The organism is Pseudomonas iridis (assembly GCF_017980685.1).
Classification (GTDB): domain Bacteria; phylum Pseudomonadota; class Gammaproteobacteria; order Pseudomonadales; family Pseudomonadaceae; genus Aquipseudomonas; species Aquipseudomonas iridis.
In genome coordinates this window covers 147,749-170,877 of the sequence record NZ_JACXXO010000011.1, presented here as the reverse complement: position 1 = coordinate 170,877, position 23,129 = coordinate 147,749, and the positions used below count along the sequence as shown (strand labels likewise).

Annotated in this window: 26 protein-coding genes; 12 read left to right on the top strand and 14 right to left on the bottom strand. The window is 59.3% G+C overall.

Going from position 1 to position 23,129, the window contains the following annotated elements; translation table 11 throughout:
• Positions 1-16: 16 nt before the first annotated feature.
• Positions 17-412 carry a peptide-methionine (R)-S-oxide reductase MsrB gene (gene msrB / locus IEQ42_RS18905; RefSeq protein WP_150593161.1) on the bottom strand — a complete coding sequence of 132 codons (396 nt, stop codon included), beginning with the start codon at positions 410-412 and terminating at the stop codon, positions 17-19.
• 225 nt (positions 413-637) lie between these two features.
• On the opposite strand from msrB, the gene IEQ42_RS18900 reads away from it, so the two are divergent.
• Together IEQ42_RS18900 and htpX are read left to right on the top strand one after the other, a co-directional pair.
• Positions 638-1,849, top strand: a complete 1,212-nt coding sequence (locus IEQ42_RS18900) for a pyridoxal phosphate-dependent aminotransferase (protein WP_042560257.1) — start codon at positions 638-640, stop codon at positions 1,847-1,849.
• A 304-nt stretch (positions 1,850-2,153) separates the two neighbouring features.
• Positions 2,154-3,041, top strand: coding sequence for a protease HtpX (gene htpX, locus IEQ42_RS18895; protein WP_042560258.1), 888 nt, complete (start codon positions 2,154-2,156; stop codon positions 3,039-3,041).
• A gap of 195 nt (positions 3,042-3,236) precedes the next feature.
• Here htpX and IEQ42_RS18890 read toward each other — a convergent pair whose 3' ends face one another.
• Positions 3,237-3,893 carry a thiopurine S-methyltransferase gene (locus IEQ42_RS18890; protein ID WP_210704639.1) on the bottom strand — a complete coding sequence of 219 codons (657 nt, stop codon included), beginning with the start codon at positions 3,891-3,893 and terminating at the stop codon, positions 3,237-3,239.
• 101 nt (positions 3,894-3,994) lie between these two features.
• Here IEQ42_RS18890 and IEQ42_RS18885 point away from each other — a divergent pair, with 101 nt between their 5' ends.
• Positions 3,995-4,762, top strand: coding sequence for a DODA-type extradiol aromatic ring-opening family dioxygenase (locus tag IEQ42_RS18885; RefSeq protein ID WP_210704636.1), 768 nt, complete (start codon positions 3,995-3,997; stop codon positions 4,760-4,762).
• A gap of 151 nt (positions 4,763-4,913) precedes the next feature.
• Here the strand turns inward: IEQ42_RS18885 and IEQ42_RS18880 are convergent, their stop codons facing one another.
• The gene (locus IEQ42_RS18880) at positions 4,914-6,587 is read right to left on the bottom strand and encodes a DEAD/DEAH box helicase (protein ID WP_042560261.1); all 1,674 of its coding nucleotides are present in this window, start codon (positions 6,585-6,587) and stop codon (positions 4,914-4,916) included.
• Between the two features lie 422 nt (positions 6,588-7,009).
• On the opposite strand from IEQ42_RS18880, the gene IEQ42_RS18875 reads away from it, so the two are divergent.
• Complete coding sequence (locus IEQ42_RS18875) at positions 7,010-7,801, top strand: crotonase/enoyl-CoA hydratase family protein (RefSeq protein ID WP_042560262.1); 792 nt, start codon at positions 7,010-7,012, stop codon at positions 7,799-7,801.
• A gap of 114 nt (positions 7,802-7,915) precedes the next feature.
• On the opposite strand, the gene IEQ42_RS18870 is transcribed toward IEQ42_RS18875, so the two are convergent.
• Entirely contained in the window at positions 7,916-8,671 is a 756-nt protein-coding gene (locus IEQ42_RS18870) for a spermidine synthase (RefSeq protein ID WP_042560263.1), read from the bottom strand.
• 150 nt (positions 8,672-8,821) lie between these two features.
• Here IEQ42_RS18870 and IEQ42_RS18865 point away from each other — a divergent pair, with 150 nt between their 5' ends.
• Entirely contained in the window at positions 8,822-10,168 is a 1,347-nt protein-coding gene (locus IEQ42_RS18865; RefSeq protein ID WP_007964815.1) for a class II 3-deoxy-7-phosphoheptulonate synthase, read from the top strand.
• A gap of 131 nt (positions 10,169-10,299) precedes the next feature.
• Here IEQ42_RS18865 and IEQ42_RS18860 read toward each other — a convergent pair whose 3' ends face one another.
• Together IEQ42_RS18860 and IEQ42_RS18855 are read right to left on the bottom strand one after the other, a co-directional pair.
• Complete coding sequence (locus tag IEQ42_RS18860; protein ID WP_210704635.1) at positions 10,300-11,526, bottom strand: winged helix-turn-helix domain-containing protein; 1,227 nt, start codon at positions 11,524-11,526, stop codon at positions 10,300-10,302.
• Between the two features lie 64 nt (positions 11,527-11,590).
• The gene (locus tag IEQ42_RS18855; RefSeq protein ID WP_210704633.1) at positions 11,591-11,812 is read right to left on the bottom strand and encodes a DUF1127 domain-containing protein; all 222 of its coding nucleotides are present in this window, start codon (positions 11,810-11,812) and stop codon (positions 11,591-11,593) included.
• A 97-nt stretch (positions 11,813-11,909) separates the two neighbouring features.
• Here IEQ42_RS18855 and IEQ42_RS18850 point away from each other — a divergent pair, with 97 nt between their 5' ends.
• A complete protein-coding gene (locus IEQ42_RS18850; RefSeq protein ID WP_210704668.1) occupies positions 11,910-12,764 on the top strand; it encodes a LysR substrate-binding domain-containing protein in 855 nt (284 codons plus the stop codon).
• Here IEQ42_RS18850 and IEQ42_RS18845 read toward each other — a convergent pair.
• A complete protein-coding gene (locus tag IEQ42_RS18845) occupies positions 12,754-13,503 on the bottom strand; it encodes a sulfite exporter TauE/SafE family protein (RefSeq protein WP_181818510.1) in 750 nt (249 codons plus the stop codon). The two genes, IEQ42_RS18850 and IEQ42_RS18845, sit on opposite strands and share 11 nt — an antisense overlap.
• A gap of 109 nt (positions 13,504-13,612) precedes the next feature.
• Between IEQ42_RS18845 and IEQ42_RS18840 the strand changes: the two genes are divergently transcribed.
• The 3 genes from IEQ42_RS18840 to IEQ42_RS18830 all read left to right on the top strand — a co-directional run bounded on the left by IEQ42_RS18840 (position 13,613) and on the right by IEQ42_RS18830 (position 15,837).
• On the top strand, positions 13,613-14,569 hold the full coding sequence (locus tag IEQ42_RS18840; RefSeq protein WP_210704632.1) for a LysR family transcriptional regulator: 957 nt from the start codon (positions 13,613-13,615) through the stop codon (positions 14,567-14,569).
• A gap of 73 nt (positions 14,570-14,642) precedes the next feature.
• The gene (locus IEQ42_RS18835; RefSeq protein WP_210704667.1) at positions 14,643-15,098 is read left to right on the top strand and encodes a MarR family winged helix-turn-helix transcriptional regulator; all 456 of its coding nucleotides are present in this window, start codon (positions 14,643-14,645) and stop codon (positions 15,096-15,098) included.
• 319 nt (positions 15,099-15,417) lie between these two features.
• A complete protein-coding gene (locus tag IEQ42_RS18830; RefSeq protein WP_210622892.1) occupies positions 15,418-15,837 on the top strand; it encodes an organic hydroperoxide resistance protein in 420 nt (139 codons plus the stop codon).
• Between the two features lie 81 nt (positions 15,838-15,918).
• Here IEQ42_RS18830 and IEQ42_RS18825 read toward each other — a convergent pair whose 3' ends face one another.
• Together IEQ42_RS18825 and earP are read right to left on the bottom strand one after the other, a co-directional pair.
• Positions 15,919-16,488, bottom strand: coding sequence for an elongation factor P (locus IEQ42_RS18825; RefSeq protein WP_007908599.1), 570 nt, complete (start codon positions 16,486-16,488; stop codon positions 15,919-15,921).
• Between the two features lie 48 nt (positions 16,489-16,536).
• Positions 16,537-17,679 carry an elongation factor P maturation arginine rhamnosyltransferase EarP gene (gene earP, locus IEQ42_RS18820; protein ID WP_210704630.1) on the bottom strand — a complete coding sequence of 381 codons (1,143 nt, stop codon included), beginning with the start codon at positions 17,677-17,679 and terminating at the stop codon, positions 16,537-16,539.
• Between the two features lie 124 nt (positions 17,680-17,803).
• Here earP and IEQ42_RS18815 point away from each other — a divergent pair, with 124 nt between their 5' ends.
• Positions 17,804-18,211 (top strand): hypothetical protein, encoded by a 408-nt coding sequence (locus tag IEQ42_RS18815; RefSeq protein ID WP_210704628.1) that lies wholly within the window; start codon positions 17,804-17,806, stop codon positions 18,209-18,211.
• Positions 18,212-18,213: 2 nt separating this feature from the next.
• Positions 18,214-18,696 carry a GreA/GreB family elongation factor gene (locus IEQ42_RS18810; RefSeq protein ID WP_210704627.1) on the top strand — a complete coding sequence of 161 codons (483 nt, stop codon included), beginning with the start codon at positions 18,214-18,216 and terminating at the stop codon, positions 18,694-18,696.
• Between the two features lie 9 nt (positions 18,697-18,705).
• On the opposite strand, the gene cysB is transcribed toward IEQ42_RS18810, so the two are convergent.
• The 5 genes from cysB to IEQ42_RS18785 form a co-directional block, all read right to left on the bottom strand.
• A complete protein-coding gene (gene cysB, locus IEQ42_RS18805) occupies positions 18,706-19,680 on the bottom strand; it encodes an HTH-type transcriptional regulator CysB (protein WP_042560273.1) in 975 nt (324 codons plus the stop codon).
• A 113-nt stretch (positions 19,681-19,793) separates the two neighbouring features.
• Positions 19,794-20,297, bottom strand: a complete 504-nt coding sequence (locus tag IEQ42_RS18800) for a universal stress protein (RefSeq protein ID WP_210704626.1) — start codon at positions 20,295-20,297, stop codon at positions 19,794-19,796.
• Between the two features lie 97 nt (positions 20,298-20,394).
• Positions 20,395-21,300, bottom strand: a complete 906-nt coding sequence (locus tag IEQ42_RS18795) for a 5'-nucleotidase (RefSeq protein ID WP_210704624.1) — start codon at positions 21,298-21,300, stop codon at positions 20,395-20,397.
• Between the two features lie 30 nt (positions 21,301-21,330).
• The gene (locus tag IEQ42_RS18790; RefSeq protein WP_210704622.1) at positions 21,331-22,284 is read right to left on the bottom strand and encodes a putative 2-dehydropantoate 2-reductase; all 954 of its coding nucleotides are present in this window, start codon (positions 22,282-22,284) and stop codon (positions 21,331-21,333) included.
• A complete protein-coding gene (locus IEQ42_RS18785) occupies positions 22,285-22,671 on the bottom strand; it encodes a thioredoxin family protein (protein ID WP_210704620.1) in 387 nt (128 codons plus the stop codon). It abuts the gene before it with no gap.
• Here IEQ42_RS18785 and IEQ42_RS18780 point away from each other — a divergent pair.
• Positions 22,670-23,113 carry a PilZ domain-containing protein gene (locus IEQ42_RS18780; protein WP_200616728.1) on the top strand — a complete coding sequence of 148 codons (444 nt, stop codon included), beginning with the start codon at positions 22,670-22,672 and terminating at the stop codon, positions 23,111-23,113. The genes IEQ42_RS18785 and IEQ42_RS18780 overlap by 2 nt on opposite strands.
• The last annotated feature ends 16 nt before the right edge of the window (positions 23,114-23,129 follow it).

Sequence of the window (23,129 nt, the reverse complement as noted above, 5' to 3'; positions counted from 1 at the left end):
CGCTCGACTGTGCAACTTATTCGCGAGGCACCAGATCCAGGCACACCGAGTTGATGCAATAACGCAGACCGGTCGGTGGCGGGCCATCCGGGAAAACGTGACCAAGGTGCGCATCACAGCGGGCGCATTTCACTTCGGTGCGAATCATGCCGTGGCTGATATCGCGAATCTCGGTCATGGCGCTTTCGCCGATCGGCGCATAGAAGCTCGGCCAGCCGCAGCCCGAATCGAATTTGGTCTTGGAATCGAACAGCGGCTCGTTGCAGCAGACACAGTGATAAACACCGTCGGTTTTGGTGGCGTTGTATTTGCCGGAGAACGGCCGCTCGGTCGCACTGAGGCGGCACACGTTGTACTGCTCGGGGTCGAGCATGGCTTGCCATTCTTCCAGGGTTTTTTCCAACTTTTCCATCATCACACCTCAGCGGCTGAAAAAGCCCGATCTGTACCTTTTCCACGGATCGGGCGGCACGTATGATTGCGCCTCGTTACGCGCCAGTCTGGCAGCCAGACCGGGCGCATTCAAACGGATTCTTGGAGCCACGCGCTCAAGACGTCCGTCTGTGTGTAAACGCAGGAATCCCAGTACGGTTGTCCATCCGCCGCCTGGATCGTTCATTTTCGGGATCACATCGCCATGCAGTTCAGCAAATCGAACAAGCTCGCCAACGTCTGCTACGACATACGCGGCCCAGTGCTCAAGCACGCCAAACGTCTGGAAGAGGAAGGCCAGCGCATCCTCAAGCTGAACATCGGCAACCCGGCGCCGTTTGGTTTCGAAGCGCCGGACGAAATCCTTCAGGATGTGATCCGCAATCTGCCGACCGCGCAAGGCTACAGTGACTCCAAAGGCCTGTTCAGCGCGCGCAAGGCCGTGATGCAGTATTACCAGCAGAAGCAGGTCGAAGGTGTCGGTATCGAAGACATCTACCTGGGCAACGGCGTCTCCGAGCTGATCGTGATGTCGCTGCAGGCGCTGCTCAACAACGGTGACGAAGTGCTGGTACCGGCGCCGGATTACCCGCTGTGGACCGCAGCCGTCAGCCTGGCCGGCGGTAACGCCGTGCATTACCTGTGCGACGAAGGTGCCGACTGGTTCCCTGACCTGGCCGACATCAAGGCCAAGATCACGCCGAACACCAAGGCGATGGTGATCATCAACCCGAACAACCCGACCGGCGCGGTGTATTCGAAAGAAGTGCTGCTGGGCATGCTGGAGCTGGCCCGCCAGCACAATCTGGTGGTGTTCTCCGACGAGATCTACGACAAGATCCTGTACGACGACGCCGTGCACATCTGCACCGCATCGCTGGCACCTGACCTGCTGTGCCTGACCTTCAACGGTCTGTCGAAATCCTACCGCGTAGCCGGTTTCCGCTCTGGCTGGATTGCTATTTCCGGGCCGAAACACAATGCCCAGAGCTACATCGAAGGCATCGACATGCTGGCCAACATGCGTCTGTGTGCCAACGTGCCGAGCCAGCATGCGATCCAGACCGCGTTGGGTGGCTATCAGAGCATCAACGATCTGGTGCTGCCGCAGGGTCGCCTGCTGGAACAGCGCAATCGCACCTGGGAGTTGCTCAACGACATTCCGGGCGTGAGCTGCGTCAAGCCGATGGGCGCGCTGTACGCGTTCCCGCGGATCGACCCGAAAGTCTGCCCGATCCACAACGACGAAAAATTCGTCCTCGACCTGCTGCTTTCCGAGAAGCTGCTGGTGGTGCAAGGCACGGCGTTCAACTGGCCATGGCCGGATCACTTCCGCGTCGTCACCCTGCCCCGGGTCGATGAACTGGAAATGGCCATCGGCCGCATCGGCAACTTCCTCAAGTCTTACCGCCAGTAACTGGCCAGCAGTGCGCAACGACCTAACGTTGCGCACTGTCTGATTCAGCAACACTTCTGCAATCCCCGCTTCCGCTCTCCTTCTACACTTGCGATTCATGCCGATCACGTGCGTCTGACGCAATGGCGACGGGTCGCGAGTGTTCGTCATCCGTGTCGGTGTCTGCTGTGGGAAATGGTGTTATGTGACGAAGAATCAGCTGTAGGACACAGTTTGAAATAGTCACCCAGTTGAATAGCCCGGTGCAGCACCTTATATACCCCGCAGTACGCTACATCTTTAGCTTGAGGAGATTTCTACAACCATGATGCGCATCCTGCTGTTTTTGGCCACTAACCTGGCGGTCGTGCTGATAGCCAGCATCACCCTGAGCCTTTTCGGCTTCAACGGGTTCATGGCGGCCAACGGGGTTGATCTCGACCTCAGTCAGCTGCTGGTTTTCTGTGCGGTCTTTGGTTTCGCCGGCTCACTGTTCTCGCTGTTCATCTCCAAGTGGATGGCGAAAATGAGCACCGGCACCCAGATCATCAGCCAGCCACGTACCCGGCATGAGCAATGGCTGCTGCAAACGGTCGAGCAACTGTCCCGCGAAGCCGGGATCAAGATGCCCGAAGTCGGTATTTTTCCGGCCTACGAAGCGAACGCGTTCGCCACTGGCTGGAACAAGAACGACGCACTGGTCGCGGTCAGCCAGGGCCTGCTCGAGCGGTTCTCGCCCGATGAAGTGAAAGCCGTGCTGGCCCACGAAATCGGCCACGTCGCCAACGGTGACATGGTTACGCTCGCATTGATCCAGGGCGTAGTGAACACCTTTGTGATGTTCTTCGCGCGAATCATCGGCAACTTCGTCGACAAAGTGATCTTCAAGAACGAAGAAGGTCAGGGCATTGCTTACTACGTGGCGACCATCTTCGCCGAACTGGTCCTGGGCATTCTCGCCAGCTCGATCGTCATGTGGTTCTCGCGCAAACGCGAATTCCGCGCCGACGAAGCTGGCGCACGCCTAGCCGGCACCAGCGCAATGATCGGCGCCCTGCAACGTCTGCGCGCCGAACAGGGCCTGCCGGTGCACATGCCCGACACCCTGAATGCCTTTGGCATCAACGGTGGCATCAAACAGGGCTTCGCCCGCATGTTCATGAGCCACCCGCCATTGGAAGATCGTATCGACGCCCTGCGTCGTCTCGGTTAACTGGGGTAAAAACAAAGAGGCCCGCAGAGATGCGGGCCTTTTTTGTGGGGGCCATGTACTTGGCTGTTCATGCAGGCCTCATCGTTGGCAAGCCAGCTCCCACAGTGAATTGCGGTGTATCGAAGATTGGGATAGCACCACGGAACACTGTGGGAGCTGGCTTGCCAGCGATGAGGCCGGAACAGCCAACACAAACTAACGAGGCGAAACCCGATAAACCCGCTCCTCCAGCCGCGTTACTCCCGCCTGCAAGAACTTCCCGCTTTCCTGCAACACATCCTGCACTTGCAGCGTCTGTACCTGCCAGCCAGTACCCAGTAACCGCTGCACCTCATCATCCCCCACCGCAAACGGTGGCCCTGGAATCTGCGCCTGATCGTAATCGAGGGTGATCAGCAGCCCTTTCAAGTCTTGCGGCAGAATCTGCTGGAGCTGCGCCGCATAGCGCTCGCGCATCAGCGGTGGCAAGGCAATCAAGGCTGCACGGTCGTACAGCGCCGTGCACTCCGCCACATCGTCTGCCGTCAGGGCAAAGAAATCGCCGCACCACAGCTCGATGGCGTCAGCGCGATAGACCTTGAACGCCCCGTTCTCGCAAATCTGTGGCTGTAGTTGATGCTCAGTGAAAAAGTCTTCAACAGCCGTCGAAGACAGCTCAACCCCGAGCACCTGATGACCACGCCCGACCAGCCACAGCAAATCCAGACTTTTCCCGCATAGCGGAACCAGTACCCGCGCCGATGCGGGAATGTTCAGATCCGGCCAGTGCCGTTGTAAATGCGGGTTCACCTGCGGCAGATGAAAGCCGATCTGGTTCGACGCCCACTTCTTGTGCCAGAACTCATGCTGCATAAACCCCCCCAAAAATTCGATCAAAAAGCGTTAAAACTTATATTAGATTTAGATCAATGATCTGACTGAAGATGGGCCATCTTAACGCTCAGGAACCCATCATGTTTCCCAGCCTGTTTATTTCCCATGGTTCTCCCATGCTTGCCCTGGAGCCCGGCGCCAGCGGCCCGGCGCTGACACGATTGGCCGCCGAACTGCCCATCCCAAAAGCCATCGTGATTGTCTCCGCGCACTGGGAGAGCCACGAGCTACTGGTCAGCAGCCATCCAGCGCCGGAAACCTGGCACGACTTTGGCGGCTTCCCCCGCGAACTGTTTGAAGTGCAGTACCCGGCGCCGGGCGATCCGCAACTGGCCGCTGAAGTCGCCAATCGGCTGACCGCCAGCGACCTGCCGACGCGCCTTGATCCGCAACGACCGTTCGACCACGGTGTGTGGGTGCCGCTGTCGCTGATGTACCCGAAGGCGGATATTCCAGTGGTGCAGGTGTCGCTACCGAGCCGTGGCGGTCCGGCGCTGCAAACCCGCGTCGGCCGAGCATTGGCGGGGTTGCGCGAGCAAGGGATTCTGCTGATCGGCTCCGGCAGCATCACCCACAACCTGCGCGAACTGGATTGGCATGCCGGCCCGGAAAGCGTTGAGCCGTGGGCCCAGGACTTCCGTGACTGGGTGATCGACAAACTGGCGGCCGGTGATGAGGCAGCGCTGCATGACTACCGCCAGCAGGCTCCGAACGCGGTGCGCAGCCATCCGAGTGATGAGCACTTATTGCCGCTGTATTTTGCGCGGGGTGCCGAGGGAGCGTTCAGCGTGGCGCACAAGGGATTCACCATGGGCGCATTGGGCATGGATATTTATCGTTTCGGTTAAACAGCCAGATCAAAAGATCGCACTCCCCCACTGCAGGAGCTGCCGAAGGCTGCGATCTTTTGATCTTTGATCTTTGCCCTTGAAAAGCAGGCAAAAAAATCCCCGAACCAGTCGGGGATTTTTTATGTTCGATCAATCAGCCAAGGGCGGATCAATCTTCGCGATAGCGACGCAGTTTCAGCTGCTTACCGGCAACGCGAGTGTCCTTCAGCTTGGTCAGGAGTTTGTCCAGACCATCTTCCGGCAGCTCAACGAGGCTGAAGCTGTCACGCACCTGGATGCGACCGATCGCTTCACGGGCCAGACCACCTTCGTTGAGGATGGCGCCCAGCAGGTTTTTAGCGGCGATACCGTCACGCGCACCCAGCGCGGTACGGCAACGAGCACGGCCTTCGCCCAAAGGAATTGGCGCGCGACGCTCGCGATCACCACGGTCCGGACGGTCACCGGTACGCTCAGGACGGTCGCCACGCGGTGCGTTGTTAGGCACCAGTGGACGTTCCTTCTCGATCGCAGCCAGCGTCAGCGCCTGACCATTGGTGGCCTTGCGCAGCAGAGCAGCAGCCAGAGCACGCGGCGTGCAACCGATGTCTGCAGTCAGACGATCCAGCAGCTCACCGTGAGTCGATTCAGCATCGGCAACCAGCGGCGCCAGGCTGTTGGTCAGTTTCTTGATGCGCGCATCGAGAACTGCCTGAGCGTCCGGCAGGCGAACCTCGGCAACTTTCTGACCGGTTACACGCTCGATCACTTGCAGCATGCGGCGCTCACGTGGAGTCACCAGCAGCAGTGCACGACCTTCGCGACCGGCACGGCCAGTACGGCCGATACGGTGCACGTAGGACTCTGGGTCGTACGGCATGTCAACGTTGAACACGTGAGTGATACGTGGAACGTCGAGACCACGAGCAGCAACGTCGGTCGCTACAACGATGTCCAGACGGCCATCCTTGAGCGAGTCAATTACGCGCTCACGCTGGTTCTGGGCGATGTCACCGTTCAGCGCAGCGGCTTTGTAGCCTTTTGCGTCGAGCGCGCTGGCCAGATCAAGGGTCGCTTGCTTGGTGCGCACGAACATGATCAGAGCGTCGAAATCTTCCACTTCCAGCAAGCTGAGAACGGCCGAAGTCTTCTGGTCAGCGTGAACCAACAGGTGAGCCTGTTCGATCGCGGTAACAGTCTGGGTCTTGGTCTGGATCTTCACGTGTTGCGGATCGCGCAGATGGCGTTCGGCAATGGCGCGGATCGACTGCGGCAGGGTCGCCGAGAACAAAACGGTCTGACGGGTAGCTGGCAGAGCCTTGAAGATGACTTCGAGGTCGTCCATGAAACCCAGTTTGAGCATTTCGTCTGCTTCGTCGAGAACCAGGTGGTTCACGGTCGACAGCACTTTTTCGTCACGACGCAGGTGGTCGCACAGACGGCCCGGAGTGGCGACAACGATCTGTGCGCCATTACGGATTGCTTTCAGTTGTGGGCCCATAGGCGCGCCGCCGTAAACGGCCACAACGGTAACGCCCGGCATTTGCTTGGCGTAGGTTTCGAAAGCGGTTGCAACTTGCAGCGCCAACTCACGGGTTGGCGCCAGGATCAGGGCTTGCGGTTCGCGCTTGGCAGGATCGATGCAATGAAGAATTGGCAGAGCGAACGCGGCGGTTTTACCCGTACCGGTTTGCGCCTGACCGATCATGTCCTGGCCGGCCATGATGATCGGGATCGATTGCTGCTGAATAGCCGAAGGCTCTTCGTAGCCAGTCGCGATGACGGCTGCAAGAATGTTCGGATTAAGATTAAAAGCGGCGAATCCGCCGGTTTCCTGGGTCATGGGTCTGCCTCTAAGTGCATCCGCAAAGACCCATGCTCCAAAGCTGCGCATGCCGTGTAAGACTCAAGAGTCGCCCTGGCAGCTTTGTCGGCGGGGATTTGCGAAAACGAATGAAAGAAAAAAAGAAACGTCCAGGAAGAGCCCGCAGTGCGGACATGCAGCCGAAGCTGACTTCGGGGAATTGCGCTACCTTGACGCGGCCTGGCTAAAGGCCGGCGCGCACTATACCGGAAATTACCGAAAAAGGGAGCTTTTTTTATCGCCTGAATCCGTCCGTCACCGTTGTGTAACGGGGTTTTGCGGATAATCGTGCGAAGGTCTATTTTCCAAGGGCCCGGCCCTGCTGAAGATACTGCTTAAACGCTTCACCGACGTGCGGCATGTGGTCGCGGCCCCCTCCCTCCCCGCTCGAGGAAATTCCCATGAATCAGTCCTGTCCTGGTCGCGTCAGCCGGGAGCGCCGTGGTCACCTGCATATGATCGGCCTGGATCGAGCGGCCAAGCGCAATGCCTTCGACCTCGACCTGCTGAATGAGCTGAGCCTGGCTTATGGCGAATTCGAGGCTGACAGCGAGGCGCGGGTGGCGGTGGTGTTCGGCCATGGCGAGCATTTTACCGCCGGTCTGGATCTGGTGAATGCAAGCTCCGCCCTCGCCCAAGGCTGGCAGGTGCCGACCGGCGGTTGCGATCCATGGGGTGTTTTCGTTGGGCCGAGGGTCAGCAAACCGGTGATTGTCGCGGCACAGGGTTACTGCCTGACCATCGGCATCGAATTGATGCTGGCTGCTGACATCAACCTCTGCGCGAGCAATACCCGCTTCGCACAAATGGAAGTACAGCGTGGGATTTTTCCTTTTGGTGGCGCGACTTTACGTTTTCATCAGGTGGCCGGCTGGGGCAACGCGATGCGCTGGCTGCTGACCGGGGACGAGTTCGATGCGCACGATGCGTTGCGTCTGGGATTGGTCCAGGAAGTGATGGCCAGCGAGGATCTGCTGCCCCGCGCGATTGAACTGGCTGAGCGAATTGCGCGACAGGCGCCGTTGGGGGTGCAGGCGACGTTGCTGTCGGCGCGACAGGCGCGGTATGAAGGCGAGACAGCAGCGGCGCAGGGCTTGCCGCCGCTGGTGAAGAAGTTGCTGGCCAGTGAAGATGCCAAGGAGGGGGTGCGGTCGCTGGTGGAGCGACGGCCCGGGATATTCAAAGGGATCTGAGCCGTTGTACAAACCCTTGTAGGAGCTGCCGCAGGCTGCAATCTTTTGATCTTGAAAAATCAAAGCCAAAAGATCGCAGCCTTCGGCAGCTCCTACAGAGGCTCAATTCGCCATTTATGTCGCCGGGCGAATCGCCTTGATCAGCGACTGCAACGAGTAACCCAACCTCGGCGCCAATGCCTCTGCCCGGGCGGCGACCGCTTCCATATCCAACGTCTGATCCAGATCCGCCGGCACCAGCAGAATCACATTGCCCTCCTTCACCGGCAGCTCCCAGTAATGCCGGTGATAAAGCCCGCGCAACAGTGCCGCGCCCAACGGTTTGCCATCATCGGTGGCCCACTGGTTGATCACCAGCCAGCCGCCCGGATTCAGGCGTTTCTGACAGTCACCGAGGAAACTCCAGGCCAGATGCCCGACACCGGGGCCGACGTCGGTATAGAGGTCGACGAAGATCAGGTCCGCAGGCTCGGCAGTCGGCAGCAAATCAAGGGCATCGCCGACGCGGATGTACAAGCGTGGATCGTCATCCAGGCCAAGGTATTCAATGGCCAGACGCGGGACGTCCGGGCGCAGTTCGATTGCCTCGACATCTTCCAGCGGCAGAAACTTGAGGCACGCCTGCGTCAGCGTACCCGCGCCGAGCCCGAGGAACAGCGCACTCTCTGGGTGCTCGTGACACAACGCGCCAATCAGCATCGCCCGGGTGTAGTCATATTCCAGCCAGCTAGGATCGGCAGTGAACACGCAGCTCTGCTCGATCGCATCGCCGAATTCGAGAAAGCGGTAATCGGCCACTTCCAGCACGCGAATCACGCCGAACTCATCCTGTACTTCGGCGAGCAGATGCTCGACGCGCTCCTCAGTCATCTTGTCTCCTGGTGGTCACCGGGCGCGGTGACGCGATGGCACCGCAGTTGTGCCGTGGCAAAGCGGCGATTGTCGACGAAGGGGCGGGAACAGGTCACGCACTAATTGCTGCTAACATGGCCTTCCGTGCGTAGAACCATAGAGACCGTGATGAGCCAACCGTGGAGCCCTGATAGCTGGCGCGCCCTGCCGATCCAGCAACAACCCCAATACCCGGACGCCGCGCACCTGCGCCAGGTCGAGCAAACCCTGGCCAGTTATCCGCCACTGGTGTTTGCCGGCGAGGCGCGGGAACTGCGTCGTCAATTTGCCGAAGTGACTCAAGGCCGCGCGTTCCTGTTGCAGGGCGGCGATTGCGCCGAAAGCTTTGCCGAATTCTCCGCTGCAAAGATTCGCGACACTTTTAAAGTGTTGCTGCAAATGGCGATCGTCATGACCTTCGCGGCCGGTTGCCCGGTGGTCAAGGTCGGACGCATGGCGGGCCAGTTCGCCAAACCGCGCTCGGCCAACGACGAAACCATTGATGGCGTGACCCTGCCCGCCTACCGTGGCGATATCGTCAACGGCATCGGCTTCGACGAAAAGAGCCGCGTGCCGGACCCGGAACGCCTGCTGCAGTCGTATCACCAGTCCACTGCGACGTTGAACCTGCTGCGCGCCTTCGCCCAGGGCGGCTTTGCCGATCTGCACCAGGTACACAAGTGGAACCTCGATTTCATCGCCAACTCCGCGCTGGCCGAGAAGTACAGTCACCTCGCCGATCGCATCGATGAAACCCTGGCATTCATGCGCGCCTGCGGCATGGACAGCTCGCCGCAACTGCGTGAAACCAGTTTCTTCACCGCTCACGAAGCGCTGCTGCTGAACTACGAAGAAGCGTTCGTGCGCCGCGACAGCCTGACCAACGATTACTACGATTGCTCGGCGCACATGTTGTGGATCGGCGACCGCACCCGTCAGCTCGACGGCGCTCACGTCGAATTCCTGCGCGGGGTGAACAACCCGATCGGGGTCAAAGTCGGCCCGAGCATGAACCCCGACGACCTGATCCGCCTGATTGACGTGCTCAACCCGGACAACGATCCCGGGCGCCTGAACCTGATCGCGCGGATGGGTGCGAACAAGGTCGGCGATCACCTGCCGGCGCTGATCCGCGCGGTGCAGCGTGAAGGCAAGCAGGTGCTGTGGAGCTCCGATCCGATGCACGGCAACACCATCAAGGCCAGCAGCGGCTACAAGACTCGCGATTTTGCGCAGATCCTTGGCGAGGTTAAGCAGTTCTTCCAGGTGCACGAAGCGGAAGGCACTTATGCCGGCGGTATTCACATCGAAATGACCGGGCAGAATGTCACCGAGTGTATAGGTGGCGCACGACCGATCACTGAAGATGGCTTGTCGGATCGCTATCACACGCACTGTGACCCGCGGATGAATGCTGATCAGTCGCTGGAGTTGGCGTTTTTGATTGCTGAAACCCTGAAGCAGGTTCGGCGCTGAGATCTTAAATTTGTATCGTTTGAACTGGCCTCATCGCGGGCAAGCCCGCTCCCACAGGGATCTGTGTCGTATACAAAATTGGAGTACGACTCGGTCACTGTGGGAGCTGGCTTGCCAGCGATAGCGTCAGCTCAGACAACACCGATTTGAGCCAACGCCACCCGCAACCGCCCCGCACTCTCGCGCTGACAATTAAGCTGCACCTGCGCCAGTCCCAACCAATCCGCCATTCGCCGCAAATTCACCGCCAGCGCCAACATCCCCTCTTCATCCAGCCCCGGTTCCTCCTCGTGTACCGCATGCACCGCCAGTCGTCCCGATGCTCTCTCGGCACGTAAATCCACCCGCGCGGCAATCCGCTCGTTGTGCAAGAACGGCAACACGTAATAGCCGTACACGCGCTTGTCCTGCGGTGTGTAAATTTCCAGGCGATAACGGAAATCGAACAGACGCTCAGTGCGGCTACGCTCCCAGATCAACGAATCGAAGGGCGACAGCAGTGCACTGGCCGCGACCTTGCGCGGGACTTTCGGCTCCGGCAGGCAGTACGCGATTTGCCGCCAACCGGCGACTTCGCACATCTGCAATTGCCCCGCCTCGACCAGCTCGGACAGTCGCGGACGTGCATCGGCGGGGTTCAAGCGAAAGTAATCACGCAGGTCTTTTTCGGTGGCCACGCCCAGCGCTTCGGCCGCATGCAACAACAATCCACGCTGCGCCTGCGCTTCATCAGGCAACGGTTGTTGCAGGATCGCCGCAGGAATTACCCGCTCCGGTAAATCATACAAACGCTCGAAGCCACGCCGCCCGGCGACGGTCACTTCGCCGGCGGCAAACAACCATTCCAGCGCATGCTTTTCCGCACTCCAGTCCCACCACGAACCGGCTTTGTCCTGGCGAGTCGACACACTGCCAGCACCGAGTGCGCCCCGCTCTTCGACCAAAGCCAGCACTCGACGTACCGTTTCCTGCTGCTCACGACCGAACTTCGCCAACTGTTGATAGATGTCTTTGCCACGCCTGGCTCGCTGCATGCGCCAAGCCAGCAACGGATACATCGACATCGGCAACAACGACGCCTCATGTCCCCAATACTCAAACAGCGAACGACGTCGCCCCGAACTCCAGGCAGCCTGGTCGAGCAGATCGGAAGAATAGGAACCAAGACGGGAAAACAGCGGCAGATAGTGCGAGCGCACTACAGCGTTGACGGAGTCGATTTGCAGCAGGCCCAGCCGTTCGATCAGCCGGTTGATGTGGGGCGCCTTGACGGTCGGCGGCTGGCGCCCGTTGAACCCTTGGGCAGCCAGCGCCAGACGTCGAGCCTGTTTGAGGGAAAAGGACAGTGTCGCGGGCATGAGCATCTCCTTGTCTGCTCGCAACCTACCTCAGTCCAGAAGGTTTTGTGTAGCGATGGACTGATCATTTATGCATCGGATCATCCCAGAACGGCCGCACTGATTCGTGCTCGACGTCGGCACGACTGACCCCGATATCTTTCAACGCTTCGTCGCTCAGGCTGGCGAGCAATTCACGCTCACGGTGAAGCTCGTACCAGCGGCTGAACTTGTGCAGCAAGTCAGAAACCATGTGGCCATGGCCGGAAAATTTTTCTTCCTCTACATACTCTCTTTGACCTTTCATCGTTTTGCTCTCCGTTGTGGATGGCTCAAGTCTCGCGCCAGCGCTAAGATCAATCCAACGAATGTTTCTGATGGTATGCATCACGGAGATTCATCAATTGTCGGCCTACCCCAGTATCGATACCGATGTCCTGCGCACCTTTGTCGCGATAGCCGATCAGGGCGGTTTTACCCGCGCCGGCGAAATGGTCAACCGCACGCAATCAGCGGTGAGCATGCAGATGAAGCGCCTCGAAGAGGACGTGTTGCAGCGCCAATTGTTCGAGCGTGACGGGCGGCAGGTGCGCCTGACTGCGGAGGGCCAGGTGTTGCTCGGCTACGCACGGCGCATCCTCAAACTGCACAGTGAAGTCTTCAATACCTTGCGCGAGCCACACATGGTCGGCACGGTGCGGATCGGCACGCCGGATGATTACGTGATGCGTTTTCTGCCGGGAATTCTGTCGCGGTTTGCGCAGTTCTATCCGTTGATCCAGATCGAAGTGCATTGCGAATCGACCAAACAGTTGTTGCAGCGCACCGATCTTGACTTGTCGATCGTCACCCGCGAACCAGGTAACGAGATCGGTCAACTGCTGCGCAAGGAGCGTTTCGTCTGGGCCGAGGCGCAAAACTTCAGCGCCCACGAGCAGACGCCGTTGCCGCTGGCGATGTTCAACAGTGATTGTTTCTGCCGCTTGTGGGCGTGCAATGCGCTGGACGCGATGGGCCGCGATTACCGCATCGCCTATAACAGCACCAGCCTCTCGGCGCTGATGGCCGTGGTGAGCGCGGGTCTGGCGATCACCGCGCAACTGGAAAGCCTGATCACCCCGGACATGCGCATTCTCGGTGCCGATGAAGATCTGCCGCTGCTGCCCGAGGCCAGCATCATGCTGATCCGCAATCTGAACAATCCATCGCCGATCACCGAATGCCTGGCCGAACACATCGTCGACGGCTTCAAACTTTAAAGGCGAGCATCACCGCGCACAGCACCAGGAAACCGCAGAACAGCCCACGCAGGAGTTTTTCCGGCATGGCGTGGGCGACTTTCACCCCCCAGCTGATGCTGGCCAGACCGCCAATGGCCAGCGGCAAACCGATCATCCAGTCGACTTCGTGGTGTACCGCGTACGTCACCAGAGTGACGCCGGTACTCGGCAATGCCAGCGCCAGCGACAAGCCTTGGGCGACTACTTGCGTGGTGCCAAACAGGCTGGTCAGCACCGGCGTCGCGACCACCGCCCCACCGACACCGAACAACCCGCCCATGGTCCCCGACGCTGCGCCGAGCACGCCCAGCCATGGCCAGGAATAACGCATCTCGGCCGTCGGCGCCGGGCGCTTGCCGAACATTTTCAGCAGGTTGTAAACCGAAAGCACCACGAGAAACGCGACAAAGCCGATGCGCATGGTCTGCGCGTCAATGCCCACGGCCAGGATCGAACCGATCCACGCAAAGCAAAACCCCATCACCGCCAGCGGCAACGCGTGGCGCAGTTCGATGCGATTGCGCTGGTGATAGCGCCACAGCGCCAACATCACGTTCGGCACCACCATCACCAGCGCCGTGCCTTGGGCGATCTGTTGATCAAGCCCGAACCACACGCCGAGCAGCGGGATCGCGATCAAGCCACCCCCGATGCCGAAGATGCCACCCAATGTGCCAAGCGCGGCGCCGAATAGCAGGAACAACAAAAACTCCATCACAGCCGAATTCCTCTTACGTCAGGCGACTCATCCTACGCAGTCACGGCTGGCGGGGAAACGCATAGCAACGCACAATGGCTGTGCCGAATTCGCACAAGCGTTAAACAACATGAATCCCAATCAGTTGACCGATCAACTCGGGCTGTTTCTCGACGTGCTGGAAAGCGGCAGTTTTTCTGCCGCGTCTCGTCGCCATCCACTGACGCCTTCGGCTGTCGCGCGACGCATCGACAGTCTGGAAAGCGCGGTGGGCAGCCAGTTGTTCATTCGCAGCACCCATGCCGTACGCGCCACGCCAGCAGGTCTGGCCTTTGCCGAACGGGCGCGGCGGATCGTCGCCGAACTGCAATTGGCCCGCGCCGAAGCCGTTTCCTTGAGCAGCGCACCGGAAGGTTTGATCCGCATCGATGCACCGGCAGCCTTCGGACGCCGGCATCTGGCGCCAGTGATTGCCGATTTTCTGGTGCTGTATCCGGGCCTGGATGTGCAACTGCACCTGATCGACAGTTTCGTCGACATGCACGGCTCGAATCTGGGCAAGGTCGATCTGGTGCTGCGCGCCGGGCAACTGGCCGACACCCGACTGGTTGCCACTCCACTGGCGAGCATGGTGCGAATCGCCTGCGCGAGCCCCGACTATCTCAAGCGGCGCGGTGTACCGAATCATCCCGCGCAGTTGAGCGAACATGACGGCCTCGACTGGGATGGCCTTGCCCCGCCCTTCGCCTGGCGCTTCGAGCAGGACGGGCAGATGCAGTTGCACCGCCCGGCGCGCATCCGCATGAGCGCCAATAACGCTGAAGCACTGGTGTGCGGCGCGTTGGCCGGGTTGGGCATCGCGCACCTGCCGACGTGGCTGGCCAGCGAATATCTGCTGCGCGGCGAACTTCTGCCACTGTTTTGCGAAAACGGTCTGCCGCAACCCGAAAGCACCGGCATCTACGCCTTGCGCATGGAGCAGCAGACAAACTCGCGCAGCCGCTTGTTGCTGGAATACCTCAAGACCCGCTTCAGCCCGGTGCCGCCGTGGGATCTGGCATTGCAACGGGATCTAGGCAGACTCTGACGTCTGGAAAATTATCTGGCGCATTAAACATTCGAACGCTAGATTCATGAGCATTACTGATCAAGGCTTTGACATGACCACCGAACGCGACACCTGCGATGACCTGCTGCTGGATAATCAGGCTTGCTTCGCCCTGCATTCCACTTCGCTGATGATGACCAAAGTCTACAAGCCCATGCTGCAAGCGATCGGCCTGACCTATCCGCAATATCTGGCGATGATGGTGCTGTGGGAGAAGGATGGTCTGACCGTGGGAGAAATCAGCACGCGCCTGCTGACGGATCCGGGATCGCTAACACCCTTGCTCAAACGGCTGGAAGGTGAGGGTTTGCTCAGTCGCACGCGCAGCCGTGAAGACGAGCGCGTGGTGATTGTCGAGTTGACTGCGCAGGGCCGCGCTCTGCGAGACAAAGCCCAAAGCATCCCGCCATGCATCCTCGGCGCCAGCGGTTTCAGTCTGGAGCGTTTGCAGAGCCTGCAAGCCGAGTTGCAGGCATTGCGCAGTCACCTGCAAGAGAGCCTGAACTGAACCCGGGCTGGACCGAATCCGTGTAGGAGCTGCGGCACGCTGCGATCTTTTGATGTTGTTTTTAAAGATCAGAAGATCGCAGCGTGCCGCAGCTCCTGCAGTTGAACCCTGCGCTGTGCATTTCCCCCTCCCCGCTCAATGCTGATAACTGCTCTGGATCAAGGGTTCTGACGCTCTTGGCGCTCCTCCCGGACTAATGAAGCCAACTATTTCCGAAAATTTATCTTGCGCACTAAATATTAGCGAGCTACATTCACCCCGAACTTAATTAGCGCACAAATAATTAGCGCGATTCGACACACCCAACGAGGACCACACCATGCAAACTCTCTACACTGCAATCGCAACCTCCACCGGCGGCCGTGACGGTCGTGCGATCTCCAGCGACAACGTCCTCGACGTCAAACTTGCCACCCCGAAAGAACTAGGTGGTGCTGGCGGCGCGGCGACCAACCCTGAACAACTGTTCGCCGCCGGCTATTCGGCCTGCTTCATCGGCGCACTGAAATTCGTCGCCAGCCAGACCAAACGCAAAATCCCGGACGACGCCTCGATCACCGCCCATGTCGGTATCGGCCAGATCCCTGGTGGTTTCGGTCTGGACATCGACTTGCACATCAGCCTGCCAGGCCTTGAACAGGTCGACGCACAAAGCCTGGTCGACGCTGCTCACCAGGTCTGCCCGTACTCCAACGCCACGCGTGGCAATGTCGAAGTACGTCTGCACGTCACCGTGTAAACAAGGCAAAACAACGTAACCTGCAGGCACAAAAAAGCCCGACTCAATGGTCGGGCTTTTTCTTTCCGCAAAAAACAGTGCTTATTTGGCACGGCCTTTGTAGGAACCGCCTTCGCGGGTGTCGATTTCGATCTTGTCACCGATTTCGATAAAGTCAGCAACTTGCAGCTCGGTACCGTTGGCCAGTTTGGCTGGCTTCATTACCTTGCCGGAAGTGTCGCCACGAGCCGAACCTTCGGTGTAGTCAACGACGCGCACGATGGTGGTCGGCAGTTCTACCGAAACCAGACGCTCTTCGAAGAAGATCGCTTCGCAAACATCGGTCATGCCTTCTTCAACGAAAGGCAGAACGGCTTCGATGTCTTCAGCGTTCAGCTCGTACATGGTGTAGTCAGTGGTGTCCATGAACGTGTAGGTGTCGCCGCTGATGAAGGACAGGGTCGCTTCTTTGCGGTCGAGGATCACGTCGTCCAGTTTGTCGTCAGCGCTGTAAACGATCTCGGTCTTGTAACCGGTCAGCAGGTTTTTCAGCTTGGTCTTCATGATCGCGCTGTTACGGCCCGACTTGGTGAATTCAGCTTTCTGAACCAGCCAAGGATCGTTTTCGAGACGGATCACGGTACCGGGTTTGAGTTCTTTACCAGTTTTCATTGCGAATATCCGAATTTGGATGGGATTTACATAAATCTAGGCCGCGTATCATATCCAATTTAGGTAAAACTGTACCAGCGCTGCGGCAAGATCGGCCTGCAAGCCTTGTTCCAGACACCATGCTTCGGCATTTTCCTGCAGTTCTGGCCAGTGTTTACGCGCGCTGAGCCATTGATCGCCAATCGGCTGCCCCGCACTCCACGCCTGCCATAGACCGTTCATCGCATGGGCTGCTGCCGGCGAGAGGCCTTTCGTATACAGGGCAAGGAAGGCATCGAGCTTGTCCAGATGGATGTCTTCGTCCTGCTGATAGATGTGCCACAGCATCGGCCGCCCCGCCCACTGCGCCCGGACAAATGAGTCTTCACCGCGCACCGCGTTGAAATCGCAGCACCAGAGCAGGTGATCGTATTGATCCTGACGGATGAACGGCAGCACCTGCACGGTCAGCGCCTGACGGACATCAATCGCTCCGACGGCCAGGGATTCCACCCCGAGCCATCGCGCAACGTCACCGAGAATCCGTCCTTCCGGCACCAGCAAATGGGTGGGCGTCGCGCTAGCCGCCAACACGTCCAGCCAACTGGCCAGCCCGGCGTTCTCGTAGGCAAATAACGAGATCAACTGTGCGTCGGGCGCGCGCTCGATGCCCAGACCTTGCAGGAATTGTCGCTGCGCCTGGGCATCGCGCTGAAACTTCCGTCGGTGCTCAAGCAAACCGCGTTCGCGCAGCAGTCCACCCGTACCGGGGCGGAACCCCGGGAAGAAGAAGATTTTCTGCACCGACTTGTATTTGACCGACGGCAGGCCGTGGCACCCGGTGACCCAGTCTTCGGCACTGAGATAGTCGAGGTTCAACCACAGCGGTGGCTTCTCCCGTTCGGCCATGACGTCCATATAGGCACTCGGTAACTGGCAGGCGAACGCTGCGATCACCACGTCAGCGGCGTCGATGGGCAACCACTCGCTCGGCCAGTGCCGCACCTCTACACCTTGCTGCCATTGTTGCGCGGCGTTGATATCGATCTCTGGACAAATACGTTCGAACGCACGCAGATCATCAACCCACAGCCGCACGGCCAGCGAATGCTCGGCCACCAATTGGCGGGCCAGACGCCAGGTCACGCCGATGTCGCCGTAGTTGTCGACGACGGTGCAAAAAATATCCCAGCGGGTATTCAGTGACGGCATTCAAGACTCCCGTTGGCAAAAGCACCGATTGTCCGCATTAATGAGCTGATGCAGAAGAGCCGACGGCGATTAATCTTCGTGCGACAATCGCCCCTTGCCCGCAACCATCCGCCAGGAGGCAGCCATGCCCTATCGTCCCAACCCGCGTCGCCCCTTGCCTGTTCAGCTTAGCGCGCTGCATTTGACCGGCAGTATTGCCTTGGGTATGTGGCTGGGTTTCCTCGCGATCGCACTGACCTGCTGGCTGCTCTCGCGTTTTGTGTTCAACGAACAATTGGCGCCGGTGGCTCAGGCAGTCCAGCAAATGGCTACTCCACCTGTCGTGCAACCGGTGCCGGACGTTGCGCCGCAGAGTCCGCTGTTCGACCAGTACGAAGAAAACCTGCGCAAGAACGAGCAACAGAATCGTCTGGATCAGGCACGCGAAAGCCGCCGCAATCTGTCGAACCCGAAATGTCAGTTCTGGTTGCAACAGGACCAAACCGCGCCCAGCGAAAAAAGCCGCGCCAACGTTTTGCAATTCTGCGATTGATCATGAACAAACACAGCGTCCACCAACTGATCCTCGACAAGCTGCGCATCGACCTCGATATAGCCGAACGCGCCGCGCAAACCGCTTACGAAACCGCGACCCACGAAGAGAACATCGCCGAGAACAAGTACGACACGCTTGGACTTGAGGCGTCTTATCTGGCGGCGGGGCAAGCGAAACGCGTCGAGGAAATCCGACAGTCACTGGCGCTGTGCCAGAACCTGACGCTGCGCCCCTATGACGAAAACCGTGGCATCGAGGTTGGCGCCCTTCTCGGCCTGGAAGACGAAAAGGGCCGCGAGCAATGGCTGTTTCTGGCGCCGGACGCTGCAGGCTTGAAAATCGATGTGGTGGGTCAACCGATTACCGTCATCACGCCGCGCTCGCCGCTGGGCAAAAGCCTGCTGGGCAAGTTCGAGGGGGATGAGGTGGAGATTCAGGTGGCGGGCACCCGGCAACAATTTGCTGTTACCGAGGTGCTCTGAGGCAGGCGATCAGTGGACCGGCAGTTCGACGCCGTCGAACAGCTCTTCCAGCTCCTGCTTGTTGTGGCAGGCGATGGCTTTGGCCATTACTTCGCGGGTCAGGTGCGGGGCAAACTTCTCGATGAAGTCGCACATGAAACCACGCAGGAAGGTGCCGCGACGGAACCCGATCTTGGTGACGCTCGATTCGAACAACTCGCTGGCATCCAGCACCACCAGGTCGCTGTCGAGTTTGGTATCGACCGCCATTTTGGCGACGATGCCCACGCCCAGTCCCAGACGCACGTAGGTTTTGATCACGTCGGCGTCGGCGGCAGTGAACACCACTTTCGGCGTCAGACCACGATGGCTGAAGGCTTCGTCGAGTTTCGAACGGCCGGTGAAACCGAACACGTAAGTCACGATCGGGTATTCAGCCAGCGCTTCGAGGGTCAGCTTCGGCAGCTTGGTCAGCGGATGGCCCTGTGGCACGACCACGCAGCGGTTCCAGCGGTAGCACGGCATCATCACCAGATCGCCGAACAGTTCCAGCGCTTCGGTGGCGATGGCGAAATCGACGGTGCCGTCAGCCGCCATTTCGGCGATCTGCATCGGTGAGCCCTGATGCATGTGCAGCGCCACGTCCGGGTATTGCTTGATGAAATTGCTGATCACCGGCGGCAGTGCATAACGTGCCTGAGTGTGGGTAGTGGCGATCGACAGGGTGCCTTTCTTCTCGTTGGAGAATTCCTGGGCGATCTGCTTGATGCTTTCAACCTTGCGCAGAATCTCACCGGCGGTGGTGATGATGCGCTCACCGGCGGGGGTAACGCGGGTCAGGTGCTTGCCGCTGCGGGCAAATACTTCAACGCCGAGTTCGTCTTCCAGCAGTCGGATCTGTTTACTGATGCCCGGTTGCGAGGTGTAAAGGCTTTGGGCTGTAGCGGAAACGTTGAGGTCGTGGTGCGCCACTTCCCAGATGTAGCGCAATTGTTGAAGCTTCATATGTATCCCTCAAAGCAGGTAGACGCCACGGGCATCAGCGACGATATATAACTATATTAATGGTTTAAATAATAAATCTAGAACTTTTTTGTCAAATCGCCACTATTCCTGCCTCAGCGATCTTCGCGCCGCCGTCGCTCCACCAACGGCACCAGATAAACCGGGACCTTGGCCAATTGCAGGACCCGCGCCGCCGTGCGCCCCAATGGTGTTTCCGCGCCTACCCCGTGGCTGTGACTTCCTACGATCAGCAGGTCGACAGAGAGTTTCTGCACCTGGTCGAGAATCACCTGTGACGGATCACCCTGCACCACGCGCACGGCACGAATCCGCTGCAAGTCCTGCTCGCCCTCTTCCCCCAGCTCTTCGCGAAAACTCTCCAGTACGCGCTGCTCGATATTGGCGATGACTGTTCTCAGACCCTGGCTATGGAATTCGTTCAACGCCTGCTCGTCGAGATAACTCTGCAACACCGATTCGGCGAACAGCCCCATCGGCTCCACCGCGTGAACCACATACAGATCGGCATCGAACGTCCTAGCCAACGCCAAGGCATGCTGCATCACTAACGGTGCGTACAGACCGAGGTCAGTGGCATACAGCATCGAACGAATCATATGACCTCCTCGCAAGCCAACATGGCGGAGATTTGATTCAGCTTAGCAGTGCCTTGACGAGTACGACGGGCGACGCAACGTCTTGAAGCACGGGGCTTTAGATCGTCGGCTCGTTGCTGATGCCATGCGGCACATGGCCGGTGGCGACCACTTCACGGGCCAGTTCGCAATGACCGGCCTGATCGTCGAAGAACACGTCGGCGGCAAACGCTTCGAGAAACGCCGATTTGGTCAGGCCACCGAGAAACAGGGATTCGTCGAGGCGGATGTCCCATTCACGCAACGTGCGAATCACCCGCTCATGGGCCGGCGCCGAACGCGCGGTGACCAGCGCCGTGCGGATCGGGCAGTCGTCGTCAGGGAACTCGCGCTGCAACAGATTGAGCGCCGCCAGAAAGCCTTTGAACGGCCCGCCACGCAATGGCTCACGCGCCGACTCTCGTTCCTTGGCCTGGAATGCTTCGAGCCCACCGGACTGATAAACCCGCTCCGACTCGTCGGAAAAAATCACGGCGTCACCGTCAAAGGCGATGCGCAATTCATCGCTGGCCGCGCGACTGGCGCCTCCGGACAAAATCGTCGCCGCCGCGAAACCGGCATCCAGCGCAGCGCGCACGTCTTCGGCATGCGTGGAGAGAAACAGGTCGCAACCAAACGCTTTGAGGTAGGGATAAGGACTGCGCCCACCGACGAACGCCGCGCGGGAAATGGCCAGACCATAATGGTGAATCGAATTGAAGACGCGCAATCCGGTGTCGGCGCTGTTGCGCGACACCAGAATCACTTCTACCCGTGCACGGCCGAGACGACTGTTCAGGTTCAGGAGTTTTTCCACCAGCGGGAACGCATCACCCGGCGCGAGGATCTCGTCTTCGTGTTCGATCTGATATTGCCGGTAGGCTTCGACGCCGCTCGACAGGTAAACCTTGTGGCTCTCGCTCAGGTCGAACAAGGCACGCGACGAAATCGCCAGCACCAGTTTGTCATCAATGTTTTTCGCCATGCCTTCCCCCGCCCTGCGCAGAAAACCGACTCACGTGTTGCGTCGGTCAATAAAACTCAATGTTCGATACAACGCTTCGATGCGCGGCAATTCACACCCTGCCGCTTTCGCCGCCGCCAGGGGCCGGGCGTAGATGGCCTCCAGTTCCAGCGGTCGCTTGTGCAGAAAATCGTGGTACATGCTCGGCCAATAGTCGGGCAGTTTCTCGGTCATCGTAAACAGGAAGTCGGCGTAACCGGGCGCCACGTCCTGGCCGCACGCCTTGGCGCCCTGCACAACCTCGGCCATCAACGCCTGGATCAGCGCGCGACTGTCAGCATCGGCCATCAGCGCCGTGGTGCCCGCGCCGAGCAGCACCGAGAGACCGTTGTAGGGAATGTTCCAGATCAGCTTCTGCCAACGCGCCTGATGCAGATTGGGCATCGCCTGAGAATCAATGCCGGCGGCACGGAACAACTCGCAACCCTCTTCGACGATGGCCATGCGCGCCGCATCATCAGTAGCAGGCCCGCTGTGATAACCGACGTTGACTGCGCCGAGCGCCTGATGGGTGATCAGACCCGGGCCGTCGCGATGCACGCAAATCAGGCACAGACCGCCGAGCAGATGCAGGGAGTCCGGCAACAATTCGCGCAGGCTGTCTTCGACGTCCAGACCGTTTTGCAGCACCAGCACTTTCGCGCCTGGCTTGGCCGCCGCAATGATCGACGGCGCCAGCCCGGCATTGCTGGTGGTCTTGGCGCCGACCAGCAGCCAGTCGCATTTTGGCATGTCGTCAGCTGCAGAATAGGCCTGTACCGGATCGAGCTTGAGCGGGCCATGCACCGCACTGTCCACCTGCAAGCCACGCTCGGCGACGGCAGAAAACTCGCTGCGCAACAGAAAGTGCACATCGAACCCCGCCCGCGCCAGCATCAACCCATAGAACCCGCCGATCGCACCGGTGCCGATAATCCCCACCACCGGTTTGTTGATTGTCCCCATTTATGGCAACTCCTCTGCAATTCGACCCAGTGCCTGCGCCACTGCCGTGTTGAGTGCGTCAGCTGTCAGGCGCGTGTGCAACGCACCAAAGAACTCGCCGTCGCGCACTACAAACAGCGCCGGCAAATGAAAGACCTGATAACGCTCGACCAGACCGCCGTTGTTGCCCGCATCAATCCAGCACAGACGATCCACCGCCAATGCGAATCCCGGCAACACTTCGCGGGCGAAGCGGCAACTGGCGCAGCCGACGCTGGTGAAAATCACCAGCGAAACGCCGCTCATCGCCAACAGCCTTTGGTCGGCGTCGAAATCGGTCAGTTCGGATTCGACCACTATACTGGGGGAAACAATGTCAAATGGCTGACACAGGGAGTCTGTGCTCATGGGACGTTTCATTCCTCATCCGGACGAAGTGCCGGTTGAACTGACGTTGCTCACGCCCGAATGTATTTCCAGGCAACAGCTGCACACTATCAGCCTCGGCGGCATCGCTTGCAATTACCACCGTGCCTGGCGCCATGGCACGGCGCTGCAAGTACGCCTGCCGACACTCAACGCCGACATGTGTTTTCCGGGCTATGTGGCGTGGTGTCTGCGCCGCAAAAAAGGTTATCTGGTGGGCATCGCCTTCACCGACGAACAAACGCTGTTCAGTGCACGAATGGGTGAGCAGGTGTGTCAGATTGAACGCTACTGCCGCATCAACGACGCCCACGATGGCCTGCAGAATATTCAAGCGGCGGCCCTGCAATGGGTCGAACAACACGCCGACGAGTTCTCCCACGACAGCGTGAGCAAGGCTTTTACCCTGCCAGTGCTGGATTAAAGCGGCGTTTGCCCAT

What these genes read in the sequence shown, in the direction of transcription:
- IEQ42_RS18900 (WP_042560257.1), top strand. Translation starts at nt 638, where the DNA reads ATGCAGTTCAGCAAATCGAACAAGCTCGCCAACGTCTGCTACGACATA.
- IEQ42_RS18790 (WP_210704622.1), bottom strand. Translation starts at nt 22,284, where the DNA reads ATGGGGACAATCAACAAACCGGTGGTGGGGATTATCGGCACCGGTGCG.
- IEQ42_RS18885 (WP_210704636.1), top strand. Translation starts at nt 3,995, where the DNA reads ATGTTTCCCAGCCTGTTTATTTCCCATGGTTCTCCCATGCTTGCCCTG.
- IEQ42_RS18800 (WP_210704626.1), bottom strand. Translation starts at nt 20,297, where the DNA reads ATGATTCGTTCGATGCTGTATGCCACTGACCTCGGTCTGTACGCACCG.
- IEQ42_RS18870 (WP_042560263.1), bottom strand. Translation starts at nt 8,671, where the DNA reads ATGACTGAGGAGCGCGTCGAGCATCTGCTCGCCGAAGTACAGGATGAG.
- earP (WP_210704630.1), bottom strand. Translation starts at nt 17,679, where the DNA reads ATGCCGTCACTGAATACCCGCTGGGATATTTTTTGCACCGTCGTCGAC.
- IEQ42_RS18880 (WP_042560261.1), bottom strand. Translation starts at nt 6,587, where the DNA reads ATGACCCAGGAAACCGGCGGATTCGCCGCTTTTAATCTTAATCCGAAC.
- cysB (WP_042560273.1), bottom strand. Translation starts at nt 19,680, where the DNA reads ATGAAGCTTCAACAATTGCGCTACATCTGGGAAGTGGCGCACCACGAC.
- IEQ42_RS18840 (WP_210704632.1), top strand. Translation starts at nt 13,613, where the DNA reads ATGAATCCCAATCAGTTGACCGATCAACTCGGGCTGTTTCTCGACGTG.
- IEQ42_RS18865 (WP_007964815.1), top strand. Translation starts at nt 8,822, where the DNA reads ATGAGCCAACCGTGGAGCCCTGATAGCTGGCGCGCCCTGCCGATCCAG.
- IEQ42_RS18780 (WP_200616728.1), top strand. Translation starts at nt 22,670, where the DNA reads ATGGGACGTTTCATTCCTCATCCGGACGAAGTGCCGGTTGAACTGACG.
- IEQ42_RS18890 (WP_210704639.1), bottom strand. Translation starts at nt 3,893, where the DNA reads ATGCAGCATGAGTTCTGGCACAAGAAGTGGGCGTCGAACCAGATCGGC.
- IEQ42_RS18830 (WP_210622892.1), top strand. Translation starts at nt 15,418, where the DNA reads ATGCAAACTCTCTACACTGCAATCGCAACCTCCACCGGCGGCCGTGAC.
- IEQ42_RS18810 (WP_210704627.1), top strand. Translation starts at nt 18,214, where the DNA reads ATGAACAAACACAGCGTCCACCAACTGATCCTCGACAAGCTGCGCATC.
- IEQ42_RS18785 (WP_210704620.1), bottom strand. Translation starts at nt 22,671, where the DNA reads ATGAGCACAGACTCCCTGTGTCAGCCATTTGACATTGTTTCCCCCAGT.
- IEQ42_RS18860 (WP_210704635.1), bottom strand. Translation starts at nt 11,526, where the DNA reads ATGCCCGCGACACTGTCCTTTTCCCTCAAACAGGCTCGACGTCTGGCG.
- IEQ42_RS18855 (WP_210704633.1), bottom strand. Translation starts at nt 11,812, where the DNA reads ATGAAAGGTCAAAGAGAGTATGTAGAGGAAGAAAAATTTTCCGGCCAT.
- IEQ42_RS18795 (WP_210704624.1), bottom strand. Translation starts at nt 21,300, where the DNA reads ATGGCGAAAAACATTGATGACAAACTGGTGCTGGCGATTTCGTCGCGT.
- IEQ42_RS18835 (WP_210704667.1), top strand. Translation starts at nt 14,643, where the DNA reads ATGACCACCGAACGCGACACCTGCGATGACCTGCTGCTGGATAATCAG.
- htpX (WP_042560258.1), top strand. Translation starts at nt 2,154, where the DNA reads ATGATGCGCATCCTGCTGTTTTTGGCCACTAACCTGGCGGTCGTGCTG.
- IEQ42_RS18825 (WP_007908599.1), bottom strand. Translation starts at nt 16,488, where the DNA reads ATGAAAACTGGTAAAGAACTCAAACCCGGTACCGTGATCCGTCTCGAA.
- IEQ42_RS18875 (WP_042560262.1), top strand. Translation starts at nt 7,010, where the DNA reads ATGAATCAGTCCTGTCCTGGTCGCGTCAGCCGGGAGCGCCGTGGTCAC.
- IEQ42_RS18815 (WP_210704628.1), top strand. Translation starts at nt 17,804, where the DNA reads ATGCCCTATCGTCCCAACCCGCGTCGCCCCTTGCCTGTTCAGCTTAGC.
- msrB (WP_150593161.1), bottom strand. Translation starts at nt 412, where the DNA reads ATGGAAAAGTTGGAAAAAACCCTGGAAGAATGGCAAGCCATGCTCGAC.